Genomic DNA, 13252 nt, shown 5'->3' with positions numbered 1-13252 from the left:
CAAAAAATCATATAAAAATAAGGACTTGACCCTATGGGTCAAGTCCTCATTTTTATTCTATCATAACTGCTTTGGGCCCTTGACTGCCGAGTCAATTATTTCCAAATTTTTTTACCGATCAGCTGCACCATACAAAAAAAGTTCAGTAATAGTATGTGCTGTTTCACCAATATTTTTATCCACAAAATCGCGAAATACAAAGGTAACGATAACACTAAACAAACCATGAGCAGCCCTTGTAGCATCACAGCTTTCACGAATAAATCCTTTGCTTTGGGCTTCTAATAGTACTTTTTCAATCATACCAATCGTCTCACAAAAACAGGCTTGATATTTATCTAACTGCTCTTGGGTAAAATTCGATGATCCGGCAGCACCAAATCCACGTACTTCATGCATCATAACACGCCATAAGTTAGCATGCTTTGCATAAAACTCCAGAAATGCTTTAATTATTGTTTCTACCTTTTCTAAAGGAGGATCAGAAGAATTAACAATACCTTCAATAATGACTTGAAAAGGCATACTACATTCCTTAATCAAGGTATAAAAAAGCTGTTCTTTATTGACAAAATAATTGTATACTGTACCTTTGCCAGTATCGGCTAAAGCAATAATTTCATCTACTGTAGCTCGATGGTAACCTTTGCTGGAAAATACAGCATAAGCTGCCTCAAGTATCTGCTGTCGTTTATTTTGTGAATCATGGAAACCAATATTTTCGCGAATATGCTTCATTTCTGCCTCCAAAGTACGAATTTCATAAACATTCTTTTATAATTCTTATTGCATTCTTATAACAAATTTTTTCGATATCGCCTGTGGTAAACCCATTGCAAACAAGTGCATTTATCAATTTATCAATATTACCAAGATGAGAGATTTCCAACTGGTATTCAATACCATCGAAATCTGTTCCTAAAGCCACCACATCAATACCGCCGATCTTCACAACATGTTTAATATGGCGTACCATATCATCCACTTTGCTCCAATTTGATCCAGCCAAAAAGTTTCCTGAAAAATTGATCCCCATGATTCCATCTTTTTGCGCCAGCAGAGTAATCATATCATCAGTTAGATTACGCCGATGTCCTCTGATTGCACGGGCATTAGAATGGGAAGCAACAAAAGGCTTGTTTGACAAGGCAGCAACATCATAAAATCCTTGATCAGAAAGATGAGAAACATCAATAATCATACCTAAATGATTCATTTGGGCAACTACTTCTTTACCAAAATCCGTTAAGCCCTGCACCCCATACCGTTCTTCAACATTGGGATAACCAATCTCATTAGGGTAATTCCAAGTCAATGTCAGTAGCCGCACACCCAACCGATAAAAATTCCGCAGATTCTCCAAGCGCCCTTGTAAAGCTCCCCCTTCTTCAATCGTAAGAAAGGCAGATATTTTTCCAGCTTGCTGATTAAAAAGCAGATCCTGATAATTCTGTGCTAGGGCAATATATGGCTGCTGAATCTTCATCTCTCGATGAAAAACATCAACCATACTTAAACAATACTGTAATGGATTTTCTTGCTTTGCTAAATCAATATACAATGCAAAAAATTGTGCCAAAGCATTACCAGCTTGTAATTTTTCTATATCTACACTTAGATTATTATGATATAAATTCAAATGCGGTTGATCCATTAAGTGCAGTATTGTATCACAATGTAAATCAATAATTTTCATATTACATTCACCGTCCTACATATACTGAATGATGGTCAAAGCACAAACTTAAACAAAGCTCTGCTGTACACAAGGCAGAGCTACTTTTAATTCAATTCATTATACCATTCCAAATGGTACCTGACAATGACGAGGAATTATATTTATGCGTATTCGCTGAAAATTCTCTCATTTCAAGTTTCCTTCCCTTGGAATTCTAATTTCCGCGCAACACAAAATGCCACAATTCATAACAAAGTATCCCAACAAGCGTATAAGGAAATTGGGATACTTGAAATAAACTATGGCATTCGTTCTCTTTTATCCGATGACCAAGTCGCTCTAAGACTCCCATCTTCTCCAAGCGGGACTTAAGAGCGACTAGGTCCCTGTATAAGTGCGACTAAAGATTCAGGTGGAGTTAAAACTCCATCTGAATCAAGTCTTCTTTATAAATAAGCTGCGAGCTAAATGTCTATATCAAAGCTATATCTTAAGACTCTTGTTGAAAAAGCTCTGGATTAGACAAGTATCGTTCTCCTGAGTCAGGCAATAAGACAACAATGTTTTTTCCTTTGTTCTCAGGACGTGCTGCGATCTGAACAGCTGCATAAACTGCTGCACCGCTTGAAATCCCTACTAATAAGCCTTCTGTTTTACCAAGTTCCCTGGAAGTTGCAAAAGCATCTTCATTACGAACACCAAAAATTTCATCTATAACGTCAAGGTTAATTACAGCAGGAACAAACCCAGCACCAATGCCTTGAATTTTATGAGGACCTGGTTTGCCTCCTGATAAAACAGGTGAATCAAAAGGTTCAACAGCAACAATCTTAACACTTGGTTTCTTTTTCTTTAGTACTTCAGCCACACCTGTGATCGTACCGCCAGTACCTACACCAGAAATAAAGATATCGACTTCTCCATCCGTGTCTCTCCAGATTTCTTCAGCAGTAGTCTGCCTATGTATTTCCGGATTGGATGGGTTCTTAAATTGTTGTAGGATAATGGAGTTGCTATTTTCTGCAGCCAGTTGCTCTGCCTTACCGATAGCTCCTTTCATCCCTTCTGCCCCAGGAGTTAATACCAGTTCAGCGCCTAAAGCTTTTAAAAGATTCCGTCTTTCGATACTCATTGTATCTGGCATACACAATACTAATTTATAGCCTCGTGCTGCAGCTACAAAGGCTAAAGCAATACCAGTGTTACCGCTGGTAGGTTCAATTATTATTGTATCTTTATTAATTAATCCTTGCTTTTCTGCATCCGCAATCATAGCGTAACCAATACGATCTTTTACACTGCTGAGCGGATTGAAATACTCTAATTTAGCAATTACTTTTGCAGCCAAGCCCTTTTCACCATTATATTTAGTAAGTTCCAGCAGCGGCGTATTGCCAATAAGATCAGTCAACTGTTTTGCAATCTTAGCCATGTTACACGACCCCCATTTTTTATTTTTATATTTATTTTTTTGACAGAAAAGAAAAAGGCTAAGGAAGTCCTACAAAAGAACATTTCCTTAGCCTTCAGTTTTCTAATCGGCTAACTAATAATATTATAAGCATATTTAATCATAAATACTCCACTTTGTCAATTTAATATTATATTTTAAAAAGTAAAATTGCGTTGAAATACGAGTCTTGACCTGTGAAATTTCACCTATGTCACCTGCTTTTATATACCATCACCATAAACACCTTCTACCTCTGGGAAACGCCGTTTTTCTGTTTTTTCAATCTGCACTGCCTTACCATCCTTGATTTTTACAACTAGTTGACCATATTGTAAATGCGATAATTCCCCTAAAATTTTTTTACGAAGAAGGTTAATTTCTTCTGTATTCTTTTTCCCTTGCTGAAAGTTCTTCTGACTAGAAATAATAATTTTTTCTGTACGTTCAATTTGAATAATATGTCCGTCTTGAACAATTAGAACAATCTCACCAAAACTAATATTTTGTATACTCTGATCAATTACTGCTAATGCTTTTGCAGGAAATGAGATTTTTTCTTGCATACTCTTACTCCTCCATTGCCGATGTTAAATCTGCCAAAAGATCATTTGCATCTTCTAAGCCTACAGATAATCGCAATAAACCATCACTGATACCTAGTGCCTGGCGAACATGAGGTTCTATGGCTGCATGAGACATGGATACAGGATAAGACAAAATAGATTCCACACTGCCAAGACTCACAGCAACTGCTGACAGCTTCACATTCCGCATAATTCGCTTTGCTAGCGCAGCGGATTCCACTTCAAATGATAATACAGCACCAAATCCTGCAGCTTGCCCTTTTAATAATTCATATCCGGGATCTTCTGGTAAGCCCGGGTAGTGAACGGCTTTCACATTTGGATGTTCAGCTAGTGCTTTAGCAATTTTTAATGCCGCCTGTTGTGAATGATCCATTCTCACTTTTAATGTTTTGATTCCCCTCATTGTTAACCAACAATCTTGAGGTCCCAAAACGGCACCTAATGCATTTTGCAAAAAATACAATTCATCGGCAAGTTTTTTACTATTGGTCGCAATCAATCCAGCTACTACATCACTATGCCCAGCTAAAAACTTAGTGGCACTATGCACTACAATATCGGCGCCAAAGGTTAAAGGTCTTTGTAAATAAGGTGTCATAAAAGTATTATCTACAATGGTAATAATACCTTTGCTCTTCGCCCAAGCACAAATTTGCGGCAAATCACTTACTTTTAGCAAAGGATTTGATGGACTTTCCAATACGATCGCCTTTGTATTGCTTTTTACAGCTTTTTCAATTTCTTTTAAATCGGTAGTATCAACAAACGTATGGTCAATTCCCCATTTACCACACACCTTGCTTAACAAGCGATAGGTACCGCCATACACATCCTTCGGTGCCAAGATATGATCTCCCTGCTGAAATAATAATAGTGCAGTTGAAACAGCAGCAATACCAGAGGCAAATGCAAAACCGGCAATTCCCTCTTCTAATTCAGCGATAGTTGTTTCCAGCGCCTTACGTGTGGGATTACCCGACCGAGAATATTCATATTCTTGTGGCTGATCAATATTCTGATGAAAAGTGGAAACCTGATAGATCGGTGTACTCACCGCTCCCGTATGGGCATCTATTTCCACTCCGACATGCAATAATTTTGTAGCAAAATCTTTCTCTTTCACCTTATTCACCTCTTAAAGATTCTATGACTAGTACTTTTTTTCTATAACGATGGGTTTTAATCTGCTAATGCTTGTTCTAAGTCATTAATGATATCATTGGCATCTTCAATTCCGATTGATAAGCGTAATAAACAATCGGATATTCCCAAACGTTCACGAACCTCAATCGGCACGTCAGCATGAGTTTGAACCGCCGGTAAAGTGATCAGAGATTCTACTCCACCAAGGCTTTCTGCAAAGCGAATCATTTGTACTTTACGCAGTACTTGCTTAACCCTTTCCGGATGATCTACTACAAAAGACAGCATACCGCCATAACCAGATGATTGACTATCATGTATATCTTTGCCTTGATGATCAGCTAATCCTGGGTAGTACACCTTAACAACTTTGGGATGACGAGTCAGCCACTGCGCAATAGTTTGCGAGTTTTCATTATGCTTTTCCATCCGCAATGCCAATGTTTTCATACTGCGAATCAATAGCCAACTATCATTAGGTCCCAAAATTCCTCCTGTTGAATTTTGGATGTAACGTATCGAGGCACCTAAATCGGCATCCCGAGCAACAACTAATCCGCAGACCAAGTCGTTATGACCCGCTAAATACTTACTGCCACTGTGAATTACCACATCAGCTCCCAAATCTAAGGGACGTTGAAAATATGGTGTTAAGAACGTATTATCAACGATAACTTGAATATTGTTTCCTTTGACTAATTTTACAATAGCACGAATATCGACAATCTTCATTAACGGATTGGTAGGTGTTTCTACCAATATTGCTTTAGTAGCAGGTGTAATACTCTGTGCAACTTCTTCTATGTTACTGCCATCTACAAAACTTACTGTTAAGCCAAAATTACTAAATATTTTATCAATGACCCGATATGTACCACCATAGCAGTCTTCTACAACCACCAAGTGATCTCCGGTCTTATACAACATTAATATAGCCGTAATCGCAGCCATCCCCGAAGCAAATGCCAAACCGACTGCACCATTTTCCAGTGTAGCAATCCCTTCTTCTAATACTTTTCTTGTTGGGTTCTGGCTACGAGTATAATCAAACCCCGTGCTCTCACCAAGAGCGGGATGACGAAACGTTGCTGATTGATATACAGGAGTGCTTATTGCTCCCGTTTTTTCATCTGTACAGACCCCAATATGCACAATTTTTGAATTTTGTTTCATAAATACCTCCTGAATCTTTATTTTTTTTAAATTAAATAAACCCCTTTCCGAGGAAAGAGGTTTATTTAAAGCAACCATCTTCCTCTTATCTGTCAGGATTCTCATCCTGCTGGAATTAGCACCACTGCATTACTGCCGGTTGCTGGGTGTCATCGGGCCAGTCCCTCGACCACTCTCGATAAGAGCTTATTCATTTTTAAGATTATACCATATGGTATTCTATGTGGTCAATATTCCATTTACACTTTTAATGCCTTTTAGCGATTTTAGTTTTAATTTTGTTAATCAACTCAGCGAATAAAACATATAAAACGAATTGAACCACAAAGACGCAAAGGACACAAAGGGGTCTATATACTTTCTTGACTAGGAACAGAAAACTTCAATCTTTCTGGGTAGTATCGTAACGCTAAGAGGCAGCTTGGGACCCAGTTCTCCATCTAAGTCGCTTTCTACTTCTTCAGCACATTCTATATAAATAGTTTCCGCCTGTAGACAAGTAACATATTTACTATTACAGTGAATACCTTTTAAAAAGCTAATAAACAAACTCATTAATTCAGGCAGATTACACTTTTTCACAATAAGTACGTCCAATTTTCCATCATCAATTTTAGCATGAGGTACCAAATTAGGAAATCCGCCAACAGTACCACTATTCATTATTAAAAATAAAAAAATATCTTCCTCAATGATTTGCTGTTCTGTAATAATTCGCATTTTTAATGCTTTAAAATTAGGTAATTCTCCAAGTCCCTTTAAATAATATGCAATTTTCCCCAACGTGTTTTTCAGCATACTATCTGCATTATGAGCTACTGATGTCATCAATCCAGCACTAGCAACATTGAAAAAGTATTCATCATTGACTTTACCTACATCAATTCTCTTACGCTGTCCCTTTGTAATTGTCTCTACACAAGTATCAATATTTTTATCTAACTGCAAATACGCTGCAAAATCGTTAGATGTACCACTTGGAATAATACCTAGGGGCAGGTCTATTTCCTGTCTGAGCATATTATTTATTACACTATGGATGGTACCATCCCCACCGGATACGATAATACCATCTACAGCAATTTCTTTTACCAGCATGATAAAAGCATCACTCTCTTGCTCATTGCTAACCCTGAGGGGAATTATGATACAATCTTCTTTTTGAAAAGCCTCAATTACATTGTCCAATTTAAATTTAAAACTAGCATCACCTGATATTGGATTATATACAAGGATAAATTTTCGCAATATGATTCCTCCTCCTTGCCCCAATCACTACTATGTATAATAGGATTCATACCTTATTATTGTAATTCATTCTTCAGTAGAAAGTCTACAACAATTATCCGATAACTAAATTATTTGAACGACCTAGCCCAGCAATCATAATCATCTGTAAAATCCTCCAAATCCCTCTCATCCTAATCCAATTGTAGATATTTCCTGTTTACATAATACATATTCTCTAGTATCATTATTCTAGTCAGTAACGTTGCCAGTTGATTAATAATTTAGAGATTATTAACTCCTGAAGCCGTTTCTAACAAATCGTACATTGGACTAGGAGGTCATTATATGAAGAAATATTGTATGCCTATCATACTTCTTATCCTTTTCACCTTTTCTTTTACACTGATCATGCCTACAACGCTTGCTATGGCGGCTTCGCCTTTGAATACAGTCACGCAAACATCCTCTTCAAATTCAAAGAACAGCAGTTCTTCCTTTAATCTTCTTAATGTTCTAATTGGCATGTTATTAGGAAATTTATTAGGAAAGAACAATACATCTGAAAATCCTAACGTTAACATTAAGCCAGTGCCATTTCAAGGAACGGATAGCAATTCAACAACTAGTTCCTCAAAAGGAGATGCAATTATTGCTACCGCGAAAACCTATATGGGAGTTCCTTATGTTTTTGGCGGAGAATCTCCCACTTCAGGACTTGACTGTTCTAGCTTTACACAACTTGTTATGAAGAAAAATGGAATTACCCTTCCTCGGACAGCAGCCGAACAATACAATCAAGGTACTGCTGTAGATAAAGAGGATTTACAAATTGGTGACTTAGTATTTTTCACCACCTATAAACCTGGAGCATCTCATGTAGGGTTTTATATGGGTGATCAACAATTTATTCACGCAAGTTCGGCAGCGAAACAAGTAACGATCAGCTCTTTAGATGAGGCTTATTACACTGAACATTATATCGGATCACGCCGCTATATTAAGTAAGACAAACCCTCAAAGTAAATTCCGTACCACATAAACATGGTGCGGAATTTACTTTTTCATTTAACAGCGATTTGGCTAGGAACTCTGTTGCCTTTTGCCATAGGTGTCTTCCAAGACATTACACTTTATAACCTCTTTTTTTGCCGGTATAATGGTCCATTGTTATTTTGTACACAACTGTTTGATCTTTTGCTTTTTCAATATAAACATCACCTTCGGGCACAAAGTTAATACTATATTTCTGTACAAAACCTTTCAGGATTTTTCCCTTTTCGTCCTTTTCTTCTACTCTACTGACCGTCCCAAATACGACCACACTTTCATAATCAGTAGAAAACTGTTCTGGCACAACATTCGTTCTTCCCACCACAGTAAAACATATTTTAGAATTCAAAGCAATATTTTCTAATTTATGACCGTCCAAAGCACAATGAAAATAGATATAATTGTTACTAACTACATAGTTTAGCGGTATCGCATAAGGCTGTCCATCACGATCAACAGTCGCTAAAATACCATAACTGCTTTGAGATAGGAGATCATAGGCTTCTCCCTGTTCCATTTTTCGATCCTTTCTTCGCATATCCATTATGCTTATCACCCCAAAAATTTTATTTATCTAACTTTCCTTTATAAAGGCGAGACGGAAGAGCAGAGTAAGATCAACGATCCGATGGTAACTCTTCTTTTACATCACTAACTAATAAATAGACTCCACCTTTATGAGGAATTAGAGGATGCTCTTGTATATCAATATGTTTTACGATTCTAAAACCATTGCGTTCATAGGTTCTTCTAGCAACAGTATTATCAGCCATAACCATTAAACTCAATTGGCTGTATCCATTCTCTCGCGCTCTTTGTTTTGTTAATGTAATCAGCTTACTGCCGATACCCGTACCGCGGAATTCTTCATCTACATAGATAGAATCTAAGAACCAGCTATTATCTACCTTTGAATTATAAAACTCTTTTAAAACTTCTAGTCGATCACTAGGGAAAAAACTTCTGGTACTATCAGTAATGCCATGGAATTTAGATGAATAGGAATAAACAATTCCTATGATATCACCTTGATACTCTGCAACCGTTGCATTTTCATAAGAATCAGTACCTTGTTTCTCTTCTATCGACTTTCCCATCACTTCGGTTCTTGTATGTGGACCTAATAAATCGTGAAAGAGAAATTCCATAATTCCACCTGAGGCACGATCGATTCCTTCAGCAATTTTTAAACTATCCTCCAGCTTTCCTGTGCGATATAATATTTCTTCCATAATCACATATCTCTCCAATCTAGAATAGTATCATACTTCTATAAGAATTCATAAAGAAGCCCAATATCCATTATTATATTGGATATCATTATACAATATTTTGATAATACAAGAAAGAGGCATTTGGCAGCTCGCTAGCGAGCTGCCAAATGCCTCTTTCTTGTATTATCAAAATATTGTATAATGATATCCAATATAATAATGGATATTGGGCTTCTTTATGAATTCTTATAGAAGTATGATACTATTCTAGATTGGAGAGATATGTGATTATGGAAGAAATATTATATCGCACAGGAAAGCTGGAGGATAGTTTAAAAATTGCTGAAGGAATCGATCGTGCCTCAGGTGGAATTATGGAATTTCTCTTTCACGATTTATTAGGTCCACATACAAGAACCGAAGTGATGGGAAAGTCGATAGAAGAGAAACAAGGTACTGATTCTTATGAAAATGCAACGGTTGCAGAGTATCAAGGTGATATCATAGGAATTGTTTATTCCTATTCATCTAAATTCCATGGCATTACTGATAGTACCAGAAGTTTTTTCCCTAGTGATCGACTAGAAGTTTTAAAAGAGTTTTATAATTCAAAGGTAGATAATAGCTGGTTCTTAGATTCTATCTATGTAGATGAAGAATTCCGCGGTACGGGTATCGGCAGTAAGCTGATTACATTAACAAAACAAAGAGCGCGAGAGAATGGATACAGCCAATTGAGTTTAATGGTTATGGCTGATAATACTGTTGCTAGAAGAACCTATGAACGCAATGGTTTTAGAATCGTAAAACATATTGATATACAAGAGCATCCTCTAATTCCTCATAAAGGTGGAGTCTATTTATTAGTTAGTGATGTAAAAGAAGAGTTACCATCGGATCGTTGATCTTACTCTGCTCTTCCGTCTCGCCTTTATAAAGGAAAGTTAGATAAATAAAATTTTTGGGGTGATAAGCATAATGGATATGCGAAGAAAGGATCGAAAAATGGAACAGGGAGAAGCCTATGATCTCCTATCTCAAAGCAGTTATGGTATTTTAGCGACTGTTGATCGTGATGGACAGCCTTATGCGATACCGCTAAACTATGTAGTTAGTAACAATTATATCTATTTTCATTGTGCTTTGGACGGTCATAAATTAGAAAATATTGCTTTGAATTCTAAAATATGTTTTACTGTGGTGGGAAGAACGAATGTTGTGCCAGAACAGTTTTCTACTGATTATGAAAGTGTGGTCGTATTTGGGACGGTCAGTAGAGTAGAAGAAAAGGACGAAAAGGGAAAAATCCTGAAAGGTTTTGTACAGAAATATAGTATTAACTTTGTGCCCGAAGGTGATGTTTATATTGAAAAAGCAAAAGATCAAACAGTTGTGTACAAAATAACAATGGACCATTATACCGGCAAAAAAAGAGGTTATAAAGTGTAATGTCTTGGAAGACACCTATGGCAAAAGGCAACAGAGTTCCTAGCCAAATCGCTGTTAAATGAAAAAGTAAATTCCGCACCATGTTTATGTGGTACGGAATTTACTTTGAGGGTTTGTCTTACTTAATATAGCGGCGTGATCCGATATAATGTTCAGTGTAATAAGCCTCATCTAAAGAGCTGATCGTTACTTGTTTCGCTGCCGAACTTGCGTGAATAAATTGTTGATCACCCATATAAAACCCTACATGAGATGCTCCAGGTTTATAGGTGGTGAAAAATACTAAGTCACCAATTTGTAAATCCTCTTTATCTACAGCAGTACCTTGATTGTATTGTTCGGCTGCTGTCCGAGGAAGGGTAATTCCATTTTTCTTCATAACAAGTTGTGTAAAGCTAGAACAGTCAAGTCCTGAAGTGGGAGATTCTCCGCCAAAAACATAAGGAACTCCCATATAGGTTTTCGCGGTAGCAATAATTGCATCTCCTTTTGAGGAACTAGTTGTTGAATTGCTATCCGTTCCTTGAAATGGCACTGGCTTAATGTTAACGTTAGGATTTTCAGATGTATTGTTCTTTCCTAATAAATTTCCTAATAACATGCCAATTAGAACATTAAGAAGATTAAAGGAAGAACTGCTGTTCTTTGAATTTGAAGAGGATGTTTGCGTGACTGTATTCAAAGGCGAAGCCGCCATAGCAAGCGTTGTAGGCATGATCAGTGTAAAAGAAAAGGTGAAAAGGATAAGAAGTATGATAGGCATACAATATTTCTTCATATAATGACCTCCTAGTCCAATGTACGATTTGTTAGAAACGGCTTCAGGAGTTAATAATCTCTAAATTATTAATCAACTGGCAACGTTACTGACTAGAATAATGATACTAGAGAATATGTATTATGTAAACAGGAAATATCTACAATTGGATTAGGATGAGAGGGATTTGGAGGATTTTACAGATGATTATGATTGCTGGGCTAGGTCGTTCAAATAATTTAGTTATCGGATAATTGTTGTAGACTTTCTACTGAAGAATGAATTACAATAATAAGGTATGAATCCTATTATACATAGTAGTGATTGGGGCAAGGAGGAGGAATCATATTGCGAAAATTTATCCTTGTATATAATCCAATATCAGGTGATGCTAGTTTTAAATTTAAATTGGACAATGTAATTGAGGCTTTTCAAAAAGAAGATTGTATCATAATTCCCCTCAGGGTTAGCAATGAGCAAGAGAGTGATGCTTTTATCATGCTGGTAAAAGAAATTGCTGTAGATGGTATTATCGTATCCGGTGGGGATGGTACCATCCATAGTGTAATAAATAATATGCTCAGACAGGAAATAGACCTGCCCCTAGGTATTATTCCAAGTGGTACATCTAACGATTTTGCAGCGTATTTGCAGTTAGATAAAAATATTGATACTTGTGTAGAGACAATTACAAAGGGACAGCGTAAGAGAATTGATGTAGGTAAAGTCAATGATGAATACTTTTTCAATGTTGCTAGTGCTGGATTGATGACATCAGTAGCTCATAATGCAGATAGTATGCTGAAAAACACGTTGGGGAAAATTGCATATTATTTAAAGGGACTTGGAGAATTACCTAATTTTAAAGCATTAAAAATGCGAATTATTACAGAACAGCAAATCATTGAGGAAGATATTTTTTTATTTTTAATAATGAATAGTGGTACTGTTGGCGGATTTCCTAATTTGGTACCTCATGCTAAAATTGATGATGGAAAATTGGACGTACTTATTGTGAAAAAGTGTAATCTGCCTGAATTAATGAGTTTGTTTATTAGCTTTTTAAAAGGTATTCACTGTAATAGTAAATATGTTACTTGTCTACAGGCGGAAACTATTTATATAGAATGTGCTGAAGAAGTAGAAAGCGACTTAGATGGAGAACTGGGTCCCAAGCTGCCTCTTAGCGTTACGATACTACCCAGAAAGATTGAAGTTTTCTGTTCCTAGTCAAGAAAGTATATAGACCCCTTTGTGTCCTTTGCGTCTTTGTGGTTCAATTCGTTTTATATGTTTTATTCGCTGAGTTGATTAACAAAATTAAAACTAAAATCGCTAAAAGGCATTAAAAGTGTAAATGGAATATTGACCACATAGAATACCATATGGTATAATCTTAAAAATGAATAAGCTCTTATCGAGAGTGGTCGAGGGACTGGCCCGATGACACCCAGCAACCGGCAGTAATGCAGTGGTGCTAATTCCAGCAGGATGAGAATCCTGACAGATAAGAGGAAG

General features: G+C 36.7%; 14 protein-coding genes and 2 riboswitches. Of the genes, 4 read left to right on the top strand and 10 right to left on the bottom strand.

The genetic code is table 11. From position 1 onward, the window contains the following. Window positions 1-111: 111 nt before the first annotated feature. From LMF89_RS07330 to LMF89_RS07360, 7 genes are all read right to left on the bottom strand, one after another. Window positions 112-738, bottom strand: coding sequence for a TetR/AcrR family transcriptional regulator (locus LMF89_RS07330; protein ID WP_007957685.1), 627 nt, complete (start codon window positions 736-738; stop codon window positions 112-114). A gap of 22 nt (window positions 739-760) precedes the next feature. Then, a complete protein-coding gene (locus LMF89_RS07335) occupies window positions 761-1696 on the bottom strand; it encodes a dipeptidase (RefSeq protein WP_007957688.1) in 936 nt (311 codons plus the stop codon). Window positions 1697-2168: 472 nt separating this feature from the next. After that, window positions 2169-3110 (bottom strand): cysteine synthase A, encoded by a 942-nt coding sequence (cysK, locus tag LMF89_RS07340; RefSeq protein ID WP_229534522.1) that lies wholly within the window; start codon window positions 3108-3110, stop codon window positions 2169-2171. Window positions 3111-3352: 242 nt separating this feature from the next. Further along, window positions 3353-3694: a YezD family protein gene (locus LMF89_RS07345; RefSeq protein ID WP_007931830.1), complete on the bottom strand. Its 342-nt coding sequence runs from the start codon at window positions 3692-3694 to the stop codon at window positions 3353-3355. 4 nt (window positions 3695-3698) lie between these two features. After that, the gene (locus LMF89_RS07350) at window positions 3699-4841 is read right to left on the bottom strand and encodes a trans-sulfuration enzyme family protein (RefSeq protein WP_229534523.1); all 1143 of its coding nucleotides are present in this window, start codon (window positions 4839-4841) and stop codon (window positions 3699-3701) included. A 56-nt stretch (window positions 4842-4897) separates the two neighbouring features. Continuing rightward, complete coding sequence (locus LMF89_RS07355) at window positions 4898-6034, bottom strand: trans-sulfuration enzyme family protein (protein ID WP_229534524.1); 1137 nt, start codon at window positions 6032-6034, stop codon at window positions 4898-4900. An 82-nt stretch (window positions 6035-6116) separates the two neighbouring features. Continuing rightward, window positions 6117-6219, bottom strand: a riboswitch (SAM riboswitch). Window positions 6220-6400: 181 nt separating this feature from the next. After that, the gene (locus LMF89_RS07360; protein WP_007957693.1) at window positions 6401-7282 is read right to left on the bottom strand and encodes a diacylglycerol/lipid kinase family protein; all 882 of its coding nucleotides are present in this window, start codon (window positions 7280-7282) and stop codon (window positions 6401-6403) included. A gap of 327 nt (window positions 7283-7609) precedes the next feature. Between LMF89_RS07360 and LMF89_RS07365 the strand changes: the two genes are divergently transcribed. Beyond that, a complete protein-coding gene (locus LMF89_RS07365; protein WP_007957695.1) occupies window positions 7610-8269 on the top strand; it encodes a C40 family peptidase in 660 nt (219 codons plus the stop codon). Between the two features lie 118 nt (window positions 8270-8387). Here the strand turns inward: LMF89_RS07365 and LMF89_RS07370 are convergent, their stop codons facing one another. Further along, window positions 8388-8858 carry a pyridoxamine 5'-phosphate oxidase family protein gene (locus LMF89_RS07370; RefSeq protein WP_229534525.1) on the bottom strand — a complete coding sequence of 157 codons (471 nt, stop codon included), beginning with the start codon at window positions 8856-8858 and terminating at the stop codon, window positions 8388-8390. 73 nt (window positions 8859-8931) lie between these two features. Continuing rightward, a complete protein-coding gene (locus LMF89_RS07375) occupies window positions 8932-9546 on the bottom strand; it encodes a GNAT family N-acetyltransferase (protein WP_036681296.1) in 615 nt (204 codons plus the stop codon). Window positions 9547-9818: 272 nt separating this feature from the next. Here LMF89_RS07375 and LMF89_RS07380 point away from each other — a divergent pair, with 272 nt between their 5' ends. Together LMF89_RS07380 and LMF89_RS07385 are read left to right on the top strand one after the other, a co-directional pair. After that, window positions 9819-10433, top strand: coding sequence for a GNAT family N-acetyltransferase (locus tag LMF89_RS07380; RefSeq protein WP_036681296.1), 615 nt, complete (start codon window positions 9819-9821; stop codon window positions 10431-10433). A gap of 73 nt (window positions 10434-10506) precedes the next feature. Further along, window positions 10507-10977, top strand: coding sequence for a pyridoxamine 5'-phosphate oxidase family protein (locus LMF89_RS07385; RefSeq protein WP_229534525.1), 471 nt, complete (start codon window positions 10507-10509; stop codon window positions 10975-10977). A 118-nt stretch (window positions 10978-11095) separates the two neighbouring features. Here LMF89_RS07385 and LMF89_RS07390 read toward each other — a convergent pair whose 3' ends face one another. Next, window positions 11096-11755, bottom strand: coding sequence for a C40 family peptidase (locus LMF89_RS07390; protein ID WP_007957695.1), 660 nt, complete (start codon window positions 11753-11755; stop codon window positions 11096-11098). A 327-nt stretch (window positions 11756-12082) separates the two neighbouring features. On the opposite strand from LMF89_RS07390, the gene LMF89_RS07395 reads away from it, so the two are divergent. Next, window positions 12083-12964: a diacylglycerol/lipid kinase family protein gene (locus LMF89_RS07395; RefSeq protein WP_007957693.1), complete on the top strand. Its 882-nt coding sequence runs from the start codon at window positions 12083-12085 to the stop codon at window positions 12962-12964. Between the two features lie 181 nt (window positions 12965-13145). Beyond that, a riboswitch (SAM riboswitch) is annotated at window positions 13146-13248 on the top strand. Window positions 13249-13252: the final 4 nt, after the last annotated feature.

This window comes from Pelosinus baikalensis, assembly GCF_020819555.1.
Lineage (GTDB): Bacteria > Bacillota > Negativicutes > DSM-13327 > DSM-13327 > Pelosinus > Pelosinus baikalensis.
This window is presented reverse-complemented; position numbering and strand designations above follow the sequence as displayed.

Excerpts from the sequence above, each read along its gene's own strand:
- LMF89_RS07330 (WP_007957685.1), bottom strand. The coding sequence starts at position 738 with ATGAAGCATATTCGCGAAAATATTGGTTTCCATGATTCACAAAATAAA.
- LMF89_RS07335 (WP_007957688.1), bottom strand. The coding sequence starts at position 1,696 with ATGAAAATTATTGATTTACATTGTGATACAATACTGCACTTAATGGAT.
- cysK (WP_229534522.1), bottom strand. The coding sequence starts at position 3,110 with ATGGCTAAGATTGCAAAACAGTTGACTGATCTTATTGGCAATACGCCG.
- LMF89_RS07345 (WP_007931830.1), bottom strand. The coding sequence starts at position 3,694 with ATGCAAGAAAAAATCTCATTTCCTGCAAAAGCATTAGCAGTAATTGAT.
- LMF89_RS07355 (WP_229534524.1), bottom strand. The coding sequence starts at position 6,034 with ATGAAACAAAATTCAAAAATTGTGCATATTGGGGTCTGTACAGATGAA.
- LMF89_RS07365 (WP_007957695.1), top strand. The coding sequence starts at position 7,610 with ATGAAGAAATATTGTATGCCTATCATACTTCTTATCCTTTTCACCTTT.
- LMF89_RS07370 (WP_229534525.1), bottom strand. The coding sequence starts at position 8,858 with ATGGATATGCGAAGAAAGGATCGAAAAATGGAACAGGGAGAAGCCTAT.
- LMF89_RS07375 (WP_036681296.1), bottom strand. The coding sequence starts at position 9,546 with ATGGAAGAAATATTATATCGCACAGGAAAGCTGGAGGATAGTTTAAAA.
- LMF89_RS07380 (WP_036681296.1), top strand. The coding sequence starts at position 9,819 with ATGGAAGAAATATTATATCGCACAGGAAAGCTGGAGGATAGTTTAAAA.
- LMF89_RS07385 (WP_229534525.1), top strand. The coding sequence starts at position 10,507 with ATGGATATGCGAAGAAAGGATCGAAAAATGGAACAGGGAGAAGCCTAT.
- LMF89_RS07390 (WP_007957695.1), bottom strand. The coding sequence starts at position 11,755 with ATGAAGAAATATTGTATGCCTATCATACTTCTTATCCTTTTCACCTTT.